The organism is Nocardia goodfellowii (genome assembly GCF_017875645.1).
GTDB lineage: Bacteria > Actinomycetota > Actinomycetes > Mycobacteriales > Mycobacteriaceae > Nocardia > Nocardia goodfellowii.
Map to the genome: position 1 here is coordinate 7,200,517 of NZ_JAGGMR010000001.1, position 15,916 is coordinate 7,216,432.

Here is a 15,916-nt window from a genome sequence, read left to right on the forward strand (position 1 = left end):
GCGTCGGGTCGCGTTCGACACTCCGCCGATACCGAACCGGTCACGCCGCACTGCCGGGCCATCCGGCAAAAGCGCTGGACACGGGGTCGATGTGACGCCTCAGCCGCAGGCGGACACAACATTTCGGTTCCGGGTACGGCATACTCGGTGCCAACAATCCCCCGTTACGAAAGAGGTTGCCGACGCCGTGTGTGGACTGCTCGGATTTCTGACAGCTGACGCGGCAAGCGACTCCGGGGGACGACAGTCGCCGGAGGCGGCGGGGCCGGTAAGCCCAGTGGTACAGCGGGTGTACGACGCCCTGCACTGTGTGCGCCATCGCGGCCCCGACGAACGCGGCACCTGGCACGACGACCACGTCATCTTCGGATTCAACCGGCTGTCGATCATCGATATCGAGCACTCGCACCAGCCGTTGCGCTGGGGCCCGCCGGAGAACCGGCAGCGGTACGCGCTCGCCTTCAACGGCGAGATCTACAACTACATCGAGCTGCGCGAGGAACTGAGCAAGGCGCACGGGGCGGAGTTCCCGGACGGTCAGATGTTCCTGACCGAGGGCGACAGCGAGACGATCGTCGCGGCCTTCCACTACTGGGGCCCCGAGGCGGTCCGCAAGCTGCGCGGCATGTTCGCCTTCGCGATCTGGGACACCGAGACTCAGGATCTGTTCCTCGCGCGGGATCCGTTCGGCATCAAGCCGCTGTTCCTGGCGACCGGACCCGCCGGCACCGCGTTCGGCAGCGAGAAGAAGAGCCTGCTGGAGTTGCTGCCCGCGCTCGGTCTTAGCGACGCGCTGGACCCGCGCGCGCTGGAGCACTACACCGTGCTGCAATACGTGCCGGAACCCGAGACCCTGCACAAAGACATTCGCCGGCTCGAATCCGGCAGTTACGCCACCATCCGGCCCGGTCAGGAGCCGAAGATCAGCCGGTACTTCCACCCGGGTTTCAAGGTGCGCCCCTTCGCGGCGGGCTCGGAACAGGCCCGCTACCGCGAAATCGCCGCAGCCCTGGAAGATTCCGTCGCCAAGCACATGCGCGCGGACGTCACCGTCGGCTCGTTCCTGTCCGGCGGCATCGACTCCACCGCCATCGCGGCGCTGGCCATCCGCCACAACCCGAAACTGATCACCTTCACCGCCGCCTTCGAACGCGAGGGCTACTCCGAGGCCGATGTGGCCGCCGAGAGCGCCGAGGCGATCGGCGCCCGCCATATCGTGCGGACCGTCTCCCCCGCCGAATTCGCCGCCGCCATCCCCGAGATCGTCTGGTATCTCGACGATCCGGTGGCCGACCCGGCGCTGGTGCCGCTGTACTTCGTGGCCAAGGAGGCGCGCAAGCACGTCAAGGTGGTGCTCTCCGGCGAGGGCGCCGACGAGCTGTTCGGCGGGTACACGATCTACCGGGAACCGTTGTCGCTCAAGCCCTTCGAATATCTGCCGCGGGGTGTGCGCAAGCTGGCGGGCCGGTTGTCCGACCGCATTCCGGACGGCACCCGCGGCAAGAGCCTGCTGCACCGCGGTTCGCTGACGCTGGAGGAGCGCTACTACGGCAACGCCCGCAGCTTCAACGACGCCCAGTTGCGGTCCGTGCTGCGCGAATTCCGGCCGGAGTGGACCCATCAGGACGTCACCGCCCCGATCTACGCGCAGTCGCGCGGCTGGGACCCGGTGGTGCGGATGCAGCACCTGGACCTGTTCACCTGGCTGCGCGGCGACATCCTGGTCAAGGCCGACAAGATGACCATGGCCAACTCACTGGAGCTGCGCGTACCGTTCCTGGATTCCGCGGTCTTCGAGGTCGCCGAGCGGCTGCCGTTCGAGCAGAAGATCACCAAGGACACCACCAAATACGCACTGCGCCAAGCCCTCGAGGGCATCGTGCCCGCACATGTGCTGCACCGGGCCAAACTCGGTTTCCCGGTCCCGATGCGGCATTGGCTGCGCGGCACCGAACTCTACGACTGGGCCCAGCAGACCATCGCCGACTCGCAGACCGATCACCTGCTGGACAAGGCCGCGATCAAGGGCATGCTGGACGATCACCGCGCCGGCCGCTCCGACCACAGCCGCCGGTTGTGGACGCTGCTGGTGTTCATGGTGTGGCACGGGATCTTCGTCGAGGACCGCATCAAGCCGGATATCCAGGAGCCGGTGTACCCGGTCTCGCTGTAGCCCCCGAGACGCCGAACGGCCGCACCGATTCCGGTGCGGCCGTTCGTGTCTCAGCTCAGAGCAGCGGCTTGAGTTCGTCCGCGGCGGCCGCGCCGTAGGCCTCGGTGAGGCGCTGCAGGGCGTCGTCCTTGTCCAGCGTCCACTCCTGGGTGCCCATGGTCTCCAGCACCAGCACCGCGATCAGCGAACCCAGCTGGGCCGCCCGCTCCAGGCTCAGGCCCGCGGTGTGCGCGGTCAGGAAACCGGCGCGGAAGGCATCGCCGACACCGGTCGGATCGACGCGGCCACGATCCGGCACCACACCGACCCGCACCTCGGTGCCGTCGCGATCGACGATCGTCACGCCCTCGGCGCCCAGCGTGGTCACCCGGATGCCGACCTTCGAGGCGACCTCTTCCTCGCTCAGCCCGGTCTTCTGCAGCAGCAGCGCCCACTCGTACTTGTTGGTGAAAAGGTATGCGGCGCCCTCGATCAGGCGCACCGACTGGTCGCCGTCCAGGCGCGCCAGCTGCTGGGAGGGATCCGCGGCGAAGGGGATGCCGAGCTCACGGCTCTCCTCGGTGTGGCGCAGCATGGCCTCGGGATCGTTGGCGCCGACCAGCACCAGATCCAGCGAATTCGTCTCCGCCAGTTCGGCGATGGAGATGTCGCGGGCCTCGCTCATCGCACCCGGATAGAACGAGGCGATCTGCGCCATGTCCTCGTCGGTGGTGCAGACGAAACGCGCGGTGTGCGCCTTCTCCGAGACGAGCACGGTCGAGCAGTCGACCCCGTTCGATTCCAGCCAGGCCCGGTATTCGGCGAAGTCGGCGCCGACCGCGCCGACCAGCAGCGGACGCTGATTCAGCAGGCCCATGGCGTAAGCGATGTTGCCCGCCACGCCACCGCGGCGCAGCTGCAGGTCATCGACGAGGAAACTCAGCGAGACATGGTCGAGCTGATCGGCCAGCAGCGCATCGGCGAACCGCCCGGGAAAACGCATGAGATGGTCGGTCGCGATGGACGCGGACACGGCGATAGACACGAGCTGAGGCCCTTCGACGGTGGATGGACGGCACAAAGTGAGGACGGGGGAATGTCCCCGTCCTCACCGTATCAATCTCAGCTCAGTTGAAGGAGTCGCCGCAGGCGCAAGAACCCGTGGCGTTCGGGTTGTCGATGGTGAAGCCCTGCTTCTCGATGGTGTCGACGAAGTCGATCGAGGCACCCTGGACGTAGGGCGCGCTCATCCGGTCGATCGCCAGCTTGACGCCGTTGAAGTCGGCGACGAGGTCGCCGTCGAGCGAACGGTCGTCGAAGAAGAGCTGGTAGCGCAGGCCGGCGCACCCGCCCGGCTGCACAGCGATGCGCAGCGCCAGGTCGTCGCGGCCTTCCTGATCCAGCAGGGCCTTCGCCTTGAGGGCGGCGGCCTCGGTCAGGATCGCGCCGTGAGTTTCGGTCTCGTTCTGCACAGTCATGAACTCTCCTAAAGGGACAGCTGTGGTCAACCCGTGAACAGCGCACGGCTCGTGGTCCTCAACACCACTCAGCGGGCTGCTATTCCCTATCTTGCCACCACGGTACCCGGACCGGACATCGGCTCCTGAGGTTTGCGGGACCCGCGCGTTTCCGGTCAGCTCGGACATCGAATAGCCTGGTCGCTGTGAAATTGTTCCGTCGCGGCGAGTCCAGCACCACCGACGCGACCGCCGACACCACGGCGGACGCGAACGGCGGCGTGGCCGCCGACACCCGCAACCCATCCACCGTCACCCTGGGCAAAGGGCGTCCGACACCGAAACGTCGTGACGCGCAAGGCAAACGGCGCGGCCCGGTCGCGCCCGCCCCGCTGACCGCCAAGGAGGCCCGGGCCCGGCGCAAGGCCACTCGCGGCACCAAGGCGGACCGGAAAGCGGCCTCCGCCGAGCGCCGTCTGGCCGCCCAGGACCGCCGCGCGCGCATGCTCGCCGGTGAGGACAAGTACCTGCTGCCCCGCGATCAGGGCCCGGTGCGCGCCTTCGCACGTGACGTAGTCGACGCCCGGCGCAATCTGGTCGGGTTGTTCATGCCGATGGCGCTGGTGCTGATCCTGACCACCTTCGTGCTGCCCGCCTACCAGGGCGTAGTGACCTTGGTCATGCTCGCGATGATGCTCTTCATGATGATCGAGGGCGTCATCCTCGGGCGCATGGTCAACAACCGGGTCCGCGAGCGGTTCCCCGAGACCACCGACGGCGGCGTCAAGCTCGGCTGGTACGCGTTCGTGCGCGCCTCGCAGATCCGCAAGATGCGCGCGCCGAAGCCGCGGGTCAGCCCCGGTGACGCGATCTAGCACCTCCCGGACACCGGACAGGCCCTTCCTGATTCAGGAAGGGCCTGTCTTCGTTCTGGGGGCTCGCCGAAATCCGGCGGCGGCTCAATGGTGATCGGCCGCACGACCGAACATCGCATTCAGTTCGCAGCGCAGGCGCTGGGCGTCGCGGTCCTCCACGTCGGAGGAACCGGCCAGCCCGCGACCGCGGACCGCGATGGCCACCAGGACCGCGAGGATTACCAGGGTGAGGATCAGCGTGATCATGACAAGAGCGCTCCTCCGGAATAGGCGCGGATCGCGGCCAGTTCGTTCTGTACACGCTGTGTGTCGCGGTCGGTGGCCGGCGATCCGGTCCGATTCCGGCCGCTGGCGACGACTCCGAGGGCCACGAGGACTGCTGCGATAACCAGGAAAGTAAGCATGGCAGTAATTTTGCGCTCGTTTAATTACCGCCGAAAGTGGCGGTACTGTCATTGTGCGCAAAGATCCAGCCAGGTAGTCTGAACGCATGCTGTCGAAGGTCGCCGTGGTACTCGCCACGAAGGTCGCCATGTTCGAGTTCGGCGTCATCTGTGAGGTTTTCGGCCTCGACCGCACCGCCGACGGCATCCCCGCCTTCGACTTCAAGGTCTGCGGCGTCGAACCGGGCGTCGGCCTGCCCTCCTCCACTCCGGGGGTCACCATCACGCCCGCCTACGGCCTCGAGCACATCGCGCGAGCCGACCTCGTCGCCCTTCCGGCCTTCCCCGCCGCCGCCATGGACGACATCGATCCGGCCGTCATCGACGCCGTCCGCGCCGCCGACGCCGCGGGCGCGACCATCCTCACCGTTTGCTCGGGCGCCTTCCTGGCCGGTGCCGCGGGCCTGCTCGACGGCCGCAAATGCACCACCCACTGGCGCTACGTCGACGAACTCGCCGCCCGCTTCCCCGAAGCCACCGTCGACCCCGACGTCCTGTTCGTCGACGAAGGCAATCTCATCACCAGCGCGGGCACCGCCGCCGGCATCGATGCCTGCCTGCACCTGGTGCGCCGCGAAATCGGCAGCGCCGCGGCCAACTCCATCGCCCGGCGGATGGTCGTTCCGCCGCAACGCGACGGCGGCCAGCGCCAATTCATCGAGCGCCCCGTCCCCGCCTGCACCACCGACAGCCTGCGCAGCACTCTGCAATGGCTCAACGAGAACCTCGACCACCCGCACACCATCGAGGACCTCGCGGCCCGCTCGATGATGTCCACCCGCACCTTCGCCCGCCGCTTCGCCGCCGAGACCGGCACCACCCCGGTGAAGTGGCTGACCAACCAGCGCGTCCTCTACGCCAAGCATCTCCTCGAGGAGACCGACCACAGCCTCGAATACATCGCCACCCGAGCCGGTTTCGGTTCCGGCGCCCTGCTGCGCCATCACTTCCAGCGCCTGGTCGGCATCGCTCCCACCGAGTATCGCCGCCGCTTCGGCCCGGTCTCCTCGGTCCCGGACTGACCAGCTGTTGATAGCGTTCAGGCGTGTCGAAACCTGTGGCGCGTCCGCCGCGGACGCTGGTGCTCGGTGGGGCCCGCTCGGGTAAGTCGGCGCACGCCGAGGAACTCGCCGGTGCGGCGGGGGCGGTGCGGTACCTGGCGACATCGGTGCCGGATCCGGCCGATCTCGACTTCGCGGAGCGGATCGCCCGGCATCGGGAGCGCCGCCCCGCGGCCTGGCACGTCGTCGAAAGCGCCGATCCCGCAACAGTTTTGACCGAGACGCCGTTCGCGGGAGCGACGCTGATCGATGACATCGGCACCTGGCTGACCGCGCGGATCGATGCGCGCGCGGCATGGGACGCGCCGCGCGGCACCATCGCTCCGGAGGCCGACGACCTGGTCGCCGCGGTCGAGTCCTATCCCTGCCGATTGGTGATCGTCAGCCCGGAGGTCGGCATGGGCGTCATCCCCGCCACCCGATCCGGACGCCTGTTCCGCGACGAGATCGGCACACTCAATCAGCGGCTCGCCGCGGTCTGTGACGAAGCTTTCCTCGTCGTCGCGGGCCTCCCCCTCCGGCTCAAATAGCCGGCAGGCAAGATTGGGCGGCGGAAGCCAGGTGCGGCGACGGCCGCACCCCCCGACCCGAGAGGCTCGACAGTGACACACGGATTCGGACCGGTTGCGCCCCCGGACGCGCAGAGCCGTGCGGCGGCCGAACAGCGGCAGGCGCAACTGACCAAACCCGGTGGGGCGCTGGGCCGATTGGAAGATCTCGGCAACTGGGTGGCCGCCTGCCAGGGCGTGTGCCCGCCGAAACAGTTCGAGCGTGCGCGGGTCGTGGTGTTCGCCGGAGATCACGGAGTGGCGCGGCACGGTGTCTCCGCCTACCCGAGCGAGGTGACGGCGCAAATGGTCGCCAACTTCCTCGGTGGCGGCGCGGCGGTCAACGCGCTCGCGGCAGTCGCCGGGGCGACCGTCCGGGTCGCCGACATCTCCGTCGACGCCGACACCGACCCGTCGATCAGCAAGCACAAGGTGCGCCGCGCCAGCGGCTCCATCGATCGCGAGGACGCGCTCACCCTGGAAGAGGTCGCGGCCGCGTTGGCGGCGGGCAAGGTGATCGCCGACGAGGAGATCGACGCGGGGGCCGACCTGCTCATCGCGGGCGATATGGGCATCGGGAACACCACCCCCGCCACCGTCCTCATCGCCACCCTCACCGACAAGGAACCGGTAGCGGCCGTCGGCCGCGGCACCGGCGTGGACGACGAAGGCTGGGCCCGCAAGGTCGCCGCCATCCGCGACGGCATGCGCCGCGCCCGCCCCTCCGCCAAAGACCCGGTCGACCTGCTGCGCGTCGCCGCGGGCGCCGACCTCGCCGCCATCACCGGCTTCCTCGCCCAGGCCGCCACCCGGCGCACACCCGTCATCCTCGACGGCGTCGTGGTCACCGCCGCCGCGCTGGTCGCCGAGGACCTCGCCGCCGGCGCGTCGGCCTGGTGGCTCGCCGGTCACCGCTCCACCGAACCCGCGCACAAACTCGCCCTCGACCATTTGCGCCTGGATCCCCTGCTCGACCTGAACATGCGCCTGGGCGAAGGTTCCGGCGCCCTCACCGCCCTACCCCTGCTCCGCGCCGCCGTCGCCACCCTGGCCGACATGTCGACCTTCGCCGAAGCCGGGGTCAGCACCGCGGATCCCGAAACCGCCTCCGCCACAGAGCTTCCCGACGCCCCACCGTCCCTGCGCAAGTGACCGGGGTGCGATTGGCGTTCTCCTGGTTGACGGTGTTCCCGGTGCGCGGGCCGGAGCAGGTCGACCGGGCGGCGGCGGGACGGGCTATCGCATCCGCGCCGTTGGTCGGAGTCACGCTCGGTGCGGCGGCGGCCGGAATGCTCTGGGGCTTGGTGACGATCGGGGCGAGCGCGTTGCTGGCCGGGTTCGTGGTGGTGGCGGGGCTGGCGCTGATCACCCGGGGTATGCATCTGGATGGGCTGGCCGACACCTTCGACGGCCTCGGCAGCTATGGACCGCCGGAGCGGGCCAGACAGATCATGAAGAGCGGCGGGGCGGGGCCGTTCGGGGTGGCGGCGATGGTGTTCGCCGTTGCCGTACAGGCGATTTCGTTCGCGGCGCTGGCCGAGGCGAACCGGTGGTTCGCGGTCGCGCTGGCGGTGGCCCTCGGACGAATCGTGGTGGTGACGGCCTGTCGGCGGGGACTCGAGGCCGCGCCGGATACCGGGTTCGGGGCGCTGGTCGCCTCGACGCAGCCGCTGTGGACCGGTGTCGTGTGGACCGGGGTCGCGACGTCGGCCGCGGTGTTCGCGGTGCCGGGCCGGCCGTGGCTCGGTCCGCTGGTGGTGCTGTGTGCGGCCGGGCTGTCGGCGATGCTCGTGCGCCATACCGCACGACGATTCGGTGGGCTCTCCGGAGACGTGCTCGGCGCCGCGCTGGAGGTCTCGGTGGCCTGTGCGGCGGCGGGACTATCGCTGCGCGTCTAGGGTTTGCCAGAAATTCCCGCCGCTGCCGCGCCGACCGTCTGGGTCGGGACCTAAGGTGGACCTCATGTCTTCCGAGCGCCTCTATTTTCGACAGCTGCTGTCCGGACGGGATTACGCCGTCGGCGATCCGATCGCGACGCAGATGCGCAATTTCGCCTATCTGATCGGCGACCGGGAGACCGGTGCGTGTGTGGTGGTCGATCCCGCTTACGCGGCGGGCGATCTGGTCGATATCGCCGAGGGTGACGGGCTGCGATTGACCGGTGTGCTTGCGACACACCATCATCCGGATCATGTCGGGGGCAGCATGATGGGGTTCACGCTGCGCGGGGTCCGGGAGCTGCTCGAAAAGACGAGTGTGCCGGTGCATGTCAACAAGCAGGAATTGAGCTGGGTGGCGAATGTCACCGGGATCGCGGAGAGCGAGTTGTCCGGCCACGAGCACGGAGACAAGATCACCGTCGGCGCATTCGACATCGAGTTATTACACACGCCCGGCCACACCCCCGGTAGCCAGTGCTTCCTGTTCGACAACCGGCTCATCGCCGGCGACACCCTTTTCGTCGACGGCTGCGGCCGCACCGACTTCCCCGGCGGCGACTCCGACGAGATGTTCCGCAGCCTGCGCTACCTCGCGGGTTTGCCGAGCGATCCCGTTGTCTACCCGGGGCATTGGTACTCGCAGGAACCCAGCGCGAACCTGTCCCACATCAAGGACAACAACTACGTCATGCGCCCGCAGACCCTGGAGCAGTGGCAGATGCTGATGCCGGGCTGATCCGGCACCACGAAGAACGGGCCGGGCGCGACGCACCCGGCCCGTTCTTCGTGCATTCAGCTCATCGGGTTCATCCACCCGTGGATATCGGCGAAGGTACCGCGCTGGATGCCGGTCAACGTGTCGCGCAGCGCCATGGTGACCTCACCGGGCTGCCCGCCGCCGATGGTGAATTCGCCATCCGCGGATCGCACCGAACCGACCGGCGTGATGACAGCGGCGGTACCGCAACCGAAAACCTCGGTGATTTCCCCGGAGTCGGCGCCCTTGCGCAATTCCTCGACCGAGACCAGCCGCTCTTCGACCTGGAACCCGGAGTCGGCGGCGAGGGTGAGCAGCGAGTCGCGGGTGATGCCGGGCAGCAGCGACCCGGACAGCGACGGGGTCACCAGGCGGGCCTGCGAACCGGAGCCGTAGACGAAGAACAGGTTGTTGGTACCCATCTCCTCGACGTAGCGGCGCTCGCACGCGTCCAGCCACACCACCTGATCACAGCCCTGCTCCGCGGCCTGCGCCTGCGCGAGCAGCGAGGCCGCGTAATTGCCCGCGACCTTCGCCTCACCGGTACCGCCCGGAGCGGCACGCACGAACTCGCTGGACAGCCACACCTTGACCGGCTTGACGCCACCCTTGAAGTAGGCGCCCGCCGGCGAACCCAGCAGCAGGTACTTGTACGAGTCGGCGGGCTTCACACCCACCCCGACCTCGGTCGCGAACATGAACGGACGCAGGTACAGCGAGTCCTCGCCGCCGGCCGCGGGCACCCAGCGCTCGTCGACCTCCAGTAACTGCCGCACCGATTCGATGAACAGCTCCTCCGGCAGTTCCGCCATCGCCATCCGGCGGGCGGAACGCTGGAAGCGAGCGGCGTTGGCGTCGATGCGGAAGCACGACAGACTGCCGTCGCCCTGCCGGTAGGCCTTCAGCCCTTCGAAGATGGCCTGGCCGTAGTGGAACACCATGGTCGCCGGATCCATGGACAGCGAGCCGTACGGTTCGACGCGGGCGTTGCCCCACTGGCCGTCGGTGTAGTCGATGGACACCATGTGGTCGGTGAAGTAGCGCCCGAAGCCGGGTGCCGCCAGGATCTCCTGTACCCGCTGCGCCGGGGCGGGCGCAGGATGTGGAATACGGGTGAACTGTGCGGCAACGGTCATGACGCTGATCCTAACTCTGTCCGATTTCCGGCGGTGCGCCCTGCTGGGCCGTCCGCTCGAGCCGAGGTTCGCCTACTCGGCATGACTCCCGCAAGCCGTCATCCGGCTCCTGGCATCCCGGCCGGCAACATCCGGTTCGAGCTGGGTTCTGCTGTGCAGATAGCCCAGCTACGCGGTGCGCGCCTCGACGAACGGCGGCTTGACGACCTCGCAGCGCAGCCGGCGGCCACGCACGTCCACCTCGACCTCGTCGCCGGGGATCAGGTTCGCGTCGGTGTCCAGGAGCGCGAGGGCGATACCGACCTTCAACGACGGCGAGAAGGTGCCGGAGGTGGTCACGCCGACGGGCACGCCATCGCGCAGCACGTTCTGCCCTTGCCGGAGCACACCCCGGTCGAGCGCCTTGAGCCCCATCAGCAGGCGGCGCGGCCCCTCGGCCTTCTCCTTCGCCAGCGCTTCCTTGCCCCAGAACTCCGGCTTCTTCCAGCCCACGGCCCAGCCGGCGCGGGCCTGGACCGGCGAAATCTCCAGGGACAGTTCATGTCCGTGCAACGGGTAACCCATTTCGGTGCGCAGGGTGTCGCGCGCACCGAGCCCGGCGGGCTGGCCGCCGGCGGCCCGCACCTGCTCGGTCAGCGCGCGGAACAGGTCCGCGCCGTCGGCCCAGCGCGGCAGCAACTCGTAGCCGTGCTCACCGGTGTAACCGGTACGGCACACCCGAACCGGACGACCGTCCCACACCGCGTCGGCGTAGGCCATGTACTCCAGCTCGGTGGGCAGCCCCAGCGCGGTCAGCACCTCGGCGGACTTCGGCCCCTGCACCGCGAACACCGCGTACTCGCGGTGTTCGTCGGTCACGGTGATCCCCGCGGGCGCCACCTTGCGCAGCTCGGCCACCACGGCCGCGGTGTTCGCGGCATTGGGCACCAGGAAAATCTCGTCATCGCTGACGTAGTAGGCGATCAGGTCATCGATGACGCCGCCGTCGGCCTGACAGCACAGCGTGTACTGCGCCTTGCCCGGCCGGATCCGCCCCAGATCGTTGGTCAGCGCCGAGTTCACGAAATCCTTCGCACCCGCGCCGCGCACAGTCGCCTTACCGAGGTGACTCACATCGAACAACCCGACCGTGCCGCGCACCGCCTGATGCTCGGCCACCGTCCCCGCATACGACACCGGCATCTCCCACCCGCCGAATGGCGCGAAAGTAGCTCCGAGCTCGACGTGGACAGCGTGAATGGGCCCCTGCAACAGGTTCGTATCGGTCACCCCGCGCAGCTTAGTCGCTCCCCCACGCGCCACATCGCCCCTCCGAGAGCCGAGCATTCGGCCCCGTGCACCCGTCCGTAGGGAGCCGCACGACTCACCCATTCACTCCAGCTCAACCCCGGCCGGAGGGAGTCTTACGACCGGCCCGTTCGCGGCCGTCTCGCGCCTGAGCGGTCGAGGCGCATGCGCGGCAGGCGCGAGTCCCGATCGCTCGGACCCGAGACATCAGGGGCCGCGAACCCGCGCCGCCGACAACACAACCGGCCAGTAATCTGAGCCATATGACCGCTGTCGCAGATCGCTCACTCGGACCGGAACTGGCACGCATTCAGACCATCAACCCTGACACCGATGTCCTGGTGATCGGGTTGACGTCGTCGGAGAACGGTCCGGCCATCGTCCCCGAGGACTTGTTCGGCGATGTATTGCCCGAGGGCATCCGTACGGAACTGCTGGATCAGCTGGGCGCGGTCGGCGCGAAGGGCAAGGCGGAGGAGTTGACCCGGGTGCCCGCGCCCGCCGGCCTCGACGATGTGACCAGTGTGCTGGCGGTGGGCCTGGGCCCCGCCGACAAGATCGACGAGGAGCAGGTGCGCAAGTCCGCCGGTGTCGCCGCGCGCTCGCTGGCTGGCACCGAGTTGGTGGCGACCACGCTCGGCGGCGTCGATCTCGGTGCCGCCGCGGAGGGTTTCTACCTCGGCGCCTACACCTTCTCCACGTTCAAGTCCACCAAGTCCGCGCCGAAACCGGACGAGCAACCGGTGGCGCGCGTCGAATTCCTAGTTCCGGAACCGAATTTCGGTGAGAACGCGCTGCTGCGGGCGCAGCTGACGGCCGAAGCCGTCGCCACCGCAAGGGATTTCGTGAACACCCCGCCGAGCCACCTTTACCCCGCCGAGTTCGCCGACCGCACCCGCCAGCTCGCGGAGGCCGCCGGACTGGAGGTCGAGATCCTCGACGAGAACGCTTTGGCCGCAGGTGGTTTCGGTGGCATCCTCGGCGTCGGCAAGGGCTCCTCGCGCCCGCCGCGCCTGGTCCGGCTGACCTATGCGGGCGGCCCGAAGAAGGTCGCGCTGGTCGGCAAGGGCATCACCTTCGACACCGGCGGCATCTCCATCAAGCCCGCGCAGAACATGGAGAACATGACCTCGGACATGGCCGGCGCCGCCGCGGTCGTGGCCACCACGCTGCTCGCCGCTCGCCTGGGGCTCCCGATCACCGTCACCGCGACCGTGCCGATGGCCGAGAACATGCCGTCGTCCACCGCCCAGCGCCCCGGTGATGTCCTCACCCAGTACGGCGGCACCACCGTCGAGGTGCTCAACACCGACGCCGAGGGCCGCCTCATCCTGGCCGACGCCATGGTCCGGGCCTGCGAGGACGACCCGGACTACCTCATCGACGTCGCCACCCTCACCGGCGCGCAGATGGTCGCCCTGGGCACCCGCACTCCGGGCGTCATGGGCACCGACGAGTTCCGGGACCGCGTCGCCTTCATCTCCCGCGCGGTCGGTGAGAACGGCTGGGCCATGCCGCTTCCCGCCGAGCTGCGCGCCGACCTGAACTCCAAGATCGCCGACCTCGCGAACGTCGCACCGCACCGCTGGGGCGGCATGCTCTCGGCCGGTCTGTTCCTCAAGGAGTTCGTGCCCGAGGGCGTGCAGTGGGCGCACGTCGACATCGCCGGCCCGGCCTACAACACCGGCGGCCCGTTCGGCTACATCGGCAAGGGCGGCACCGGCGTGCCGGTCCGCACCCTGATCGCCGTCATCGAGGACATCGCCGCCGCGGAGTAAGCACTGCCACCATGGCGAAACCGTTCGGCCCGACCTGATTCCGGTCGGGCCGTTCGCATTCCGGTGCGCGTCACCGCGTGAAGCCGCCGGTTACAGGTCCCGTAATTCCTGTTCGAACGCGCGCTGCCGTTCGATCTTCTTGCGCGCGTCGTAATCGCGCATGCGCTGCGGGTATCCGGTCTTGCTGACGTCGTAGACGGGAATGTGCAAATCACCGGCAAGCCGCCCCGCACCCCGTTCGCCGACGATCCGGCGCGTCCATTCCCCGTCCGCGGCGATCAACACCACTGTGACATCGGTCACTGTTGTCTTCGGCTCGAGGTAACCCTCCACCCCGACATGCGTGCGGACCCATTCGCGCATGTAGCGCAGGTCCTCCCTGGCCGAGGTACCCGCACGTGGCGCGGTACCTCCACCCCTGCCGGTGCCCTTGAACCGATCAAGAAAACCCATCAGCGCCGACCTCCTAACGACACCGGAGACGCCGTCCCCCATCTTGCCAGCTCGTTAAGATTTCCCTGGTTTAGTAGCTGCCCTGTGCTACACGCCACGCGGACGAGTGCAAGGATGGATCGCGGTACAAGGAACCACCCGGATCTCCGGTGCCACCAGAACGATCGGTGGCTGTCGGGCATTCGTCGCGACCTGCGGCGGCGGCCTGCCGAAGATCAACTGTTGCAAAATCCGTCGAGCAGTCAGAGGAGTCAACGGACATGGCCTTCTCCGTCCAGATGCCGGCTCTTGGTGAGAGCGTCACCGAGGGAACGGTGACCAGGTGGCTGAAGCAGGAAGGAGACACGGTCGAGGTCGACGAGCCACTGCTCGAGGTCTCCACCGACAAGGTCGACACCGAGATCCCGTCCCCGGTAGCCGGTGTGCTGTCGAAGATCGTCGCCAACGAGGACGATGTGGTCGAGGTCGGTGGCGAGCTGGGTGTCATCAGCGATGCCGGTGAAGCGGCCGAATCCGCGCCTGCGCCCGAAGCATCCGCGTCTGAAGCATCCGAGCCCGAGGCCGCAGCGCCCGAGCCGGAACCCGAACCCGAGCCCGAACCCCAGCCCGCCGCCGAGGAAGCCCCCGCGGCCTCCGCCGGAAACGGCGACGCCGGCGGCTCCGGCACCCCCGTGAAGATGCCCGAGCTGGGCGAATCCGTCACCGAGGGCACCGTCACCCGCTGGCTCAAGGCCGTCGGTGACGAGGTCGCCGTCGACGAGCCGCTGCTCGAGGTCTCCACCGACAAGGTCGACACCGAGATCCCGTCGCCCGTCGCGGGCACCCTGCTGGAGATCACCGCGCAGGAAGACGACGTCGTCGCGGTCGGTGGCCAGCTGGGCGTGATCGGCAGCGGCCAGCCCGCCGCCAAGGCGCCGGAACCCAAGCCCGAACCGAAGCCGGAACCCAAGCCCGAGCCCAAGCCGGAACCCAAGCCCGAGCCGGCCCCCGCGGCCAAGGCTCCCGCTCCCGCCCCGAAGGCTCCCGCTCCGCAGCCGCCGGCGCAGGCCCCGGCCGCGTCCGCGTCGTCCACCGGTAATGGCGCGACCCCGTACGTCACTCCGCTGGTCCGCAAGCTGGCCGACGAGAACGGCGTCGACCTGTCCTCGCTCACCGGTTCCGGTGTCGGCGGCCGCATCCGCAAGCAGGATGTGCTGGCCGCGGCCGAGGCCAAGAAGGCGCCGGCCGCCGCCACCGCGACGGCCCCCGCCCCCGCTGCCAAGGCGCCGTCCGCACCCGCGGCCGCCCGCCCGCAGCTGGCACATCTGCGCGGCACCACGCAGAAGGCCAACCGCATCCGCCAGATCACGGCTACCAAGACCCGGGAATCGCTGCAGACCACCGCGCAGCTGACCCAGGTGCACGAGGCCGACGTCACCAAAATCGCGGCCCTGCGGGCGCAGGCCAAGGCGTCGTTCAAGGAGCGCGAGGGCGTCAACCTGACGTTCCTGCCGTTCTTCGCCAAGGCCGTCGTCGAGGCCCTGGGTGTGCATCCGAACGTCAACGCGTCCTACGACGAGTCGTCCAAGGAGATCACCTACCACGCCGCGGTGCACCTCGGCATCGCCGTGGACACCGACAACGGCCTGCTGTCGCCGGTGATCCACAACGCGAGCGACCTGTCGCTGGCCGGCCTGGCCCGCGCCATCGCCGATATCGCCAACCGGGCCCGCAACGGCGGCCTCAAGCCGGACGAGCTGTCCGGTGGCACCTTCACCATCACCAACATCGGTTCGCAGGGCGCGCTCTTCGACACCCCGATCCTGCTTCCGCCGCAGGCGGGCATGCTGGGCACCGGCGCGATCGTCAAGCGCCCGGTGGTGGTGACCGACGAGACCGGCAACGAGTCCATCGGCGTCCGGTCCATGTGCTACCTGCCGCTCACCTACGATCACCGTCTCGTCGACGGCGCCGACGCGGGTCGCTTCCTGACCACGATCCGGCACCGGCTCGAGGAAGCGGCGTTCGAGGCCGATCTGGGTCTGTAAGA

General features: G+C 68.7%; 15 protein-coding genes. 9 read left to right on the top strand and 6 right to left on the bottom strand.

The window, feature by feature from the left end; all coding sequences use genetic code 11:
• Positions 1-187: 187 nt before the first annotated feature.
• On the top strand, positions 188-2,173 hold the full coding sequence (gene asnB / locus BJ987_RS33350; RefSeq protein ID WP_209897016.1) for an asparagine synthase (glutamine-hydrolyzing): 1,986 nt from the start codon (positions 188-190) through the stop codon (positions 2,171-2,173).
• A gap of 55 nt (positions 2,174-2,228) precedes the next feature.
• Here the strand turns inward: asnB and BJ987_RS33355 are convergent, their stop codons facing one another.
• Both BJ987_RS33355 and BJ987_RS33360 read right to left on the bottom strand, forming a co-directional pair.
• The gene (locus BJ987_RS33355) at positions 2,229-3,197 is read right to left on the bottom strand and encodes a carbohydrate kinase family protein (protein WP_209897017.1); all 969 of its coding nucleotides are present in this window, start codon (positions 3,195-3,197) and stop codon (positions 2,229-2,231) included.
• 82 nt (positions 3,198-3,279) lie between these two features.
• A complete protein-coding gene (locus BJ987_RS33360) occupies positions 3,280-3,630 on the bottom strand; it encodes a HesB/IscA family protein (RefSeq protein WP_209897018.1) in 351 nt (116 codons plus the stop codon).
• 260 nt (positions 3,631-3,890) lie between these two features.
• Between BJ987_RS33360 and BJ987_RS33365 the strand changes: the two genes are divergently transcribed.
• Positions 3,891-4,484: a DUF3043 domain-containing protein gene (locus BJ987_RS33365; protein ID WP_307869920.1), complete on the top strand. Its 594-nt coding sequence runs from the start codon at positions 3,891-3,893 to the stop codon at positions 4,482-4,484.
• Positions 4,485-4,568: 84 nt separating this feature from the next.
• On the opposite strand, the gene BJ987_RS33370 is transcribed toward BJ987_RS33365, so the two are convergent.
• Entirely contained in the window at positions 4,569-4,730 is a 162-nt protein-coding gene (locus BJ987_RS33370; protein ID WP_209897020.1) for a hypothetical protein, read from the bottom strand.
• A gap of 244 nt (positions 4,731-4,974) precedes the next feature.
• Between BJ987_RS33370 and BJ987_RS33375 the strand changes: the two genes are divergently transcribed.
• The 5 genes from BJ987_RS33375 (at position 4,975) to BJ987_RS33395 (ending at position 9,212) form a co-directional block, all read left to right on the top strand.
• Positions 4,975-5,949, top strand: a complete 975-nt coding sequence (locus BJ987_RS33375) for a helix-turn-helix domain-containing protein (protein WP_209897021.1) — start codon at positions 4,975-4,977, stop codon at positions 5,947-5,949.
• Between the two features lie 23 nt (positions 5,950-5,972).
• Positions 5,973-6,518 carry a bifunctional adenosylcobinamide kinase/adenosylcobinamide-phosphate guanylyltransferase gene (gene cobU, locus BJ987_RS33380; RefSeq protein ID WP_307869834.1) on the top strand — a complete coding sequence of 182 codons (546 nt, stop codon included), beginning with the start codon at positions 5,973-5,975 and terminating at the stop codon, positions 6,516-6,518.
• Positions 6,519-6,590: 72 nt separating this feature from the next.
• Positions 6,591-7,688, top strand: coding sequence for a nicotinate-nucleotide--dimethylbenzimidazole phosphoribosyltransferase (gene cobT, locus BJ987_RS33385; protein ID WP_209897022.1), 1,098 nt, complete (start codon positions 6,591-6,593; stop codon positions 7,686-7,688).
• Positions 7,685-8,434 (top strand): adenosylcobinamide-GDP ribazoletransferase, encoded by a 750-nt coding sequence (locus BJ987_RS33390; RefSeq protein ID WP_209897023.1) that lies wholly within the window; start codon positions 7,685-7,687, stop codon positions 8,432-8,434. The genes cobT and BJ987_RS33390 overlap by 4 nt, the downstream gene beginning before the upstream one ends.
• Before the next feature lie 64 nt (positions 8,435-8,498).
• A complete protein-coding gene (locus BJ987_RS33395) occupies positions 8,499-9,212 on the top strand; it encodes an MBL fold metallo-hydrolase (RefSeq protein WP_209897024.1) in 714 nt (237 codons plus the stop codon).
• Between the two features lie 56 nt (positions 9,213-9,268).
• Here BJ987_RS33395 and BJ987_RS33400 read toward each other — a convergent pair whose 3' ends face one another.
• Positions 9,269-10,369 (bottom strand): branched-chain amino acid aminotransferase, encoded by a 1,101-nt coding sequence (locus tag BJ987_RS33400; protein ID WP_209897025.1) that lies wholly within the window; start codon positions 10,367-10,369, stop codon positions 9,269-9,271.
• A gap of 168 nt (positions 10,370-10,537) precedes the next feature.
• Entirely contained in the window at positions 10,538-11,638 is a 1,101-nt protein-coding gene (gene gcvT / locus BJ987_RS33405) for a glycine cleavage system aminomethyltransferase GcvT (protein WP_209897026.1), read from the bottom strand.
• Positions 11,639-11,919: 281 nt separating this feature from the next.
• On the opposite strand from gcvT, the gene BJ987_RS33410 reads away from it, so the two are divergent.
• Positions 11,920-13,434 (top strand): leucyl aminopeptidase, encoded by a 1,515-nt coding sequence (locus BJ987_RS33410; RefSeq protein ID WP_209897027.1) that lies wholly within the window; start codon positions 11,920-11,922, stop codon positions 13,432-13,434.
• A gap of 90 nt (positions 13,435-13,524) precedes the next feature.
• Here the strand turns inward: BJ987_RS33410 and BJ987_RS33415 are convergent, their stop codons facing one another.
• Positions 13,525-13,887, bottom strand: coding sequence for an oxidoreductase (locus BJ987_RS33415; RefSeq protein ID WP_209897028.1), 363 nt, complete (start codon positions 13,885-13,887; stop codon positions 13,525-13,527).
• A gap of 260 nt (positions 13,888-14,147) precedes the next feature.
• Between BJ987_RS33415 and sucB the strand changes: the two genes are divergently transcribed.
• Entirely contained in the window at positions 14,148-15,914 is a 1,767-nt protein-coding gene (gene sucB, locus BJ987_RS33420; protein WP_209897029.1) for a 2-oxoglutarate dehydrogenase, E2 component, dihydrolipoamide succinyltransferase, read from the top strand.
• The last annotated feature ends 2 nt before the right edge of the window (positions 15,915-15,916 follow it).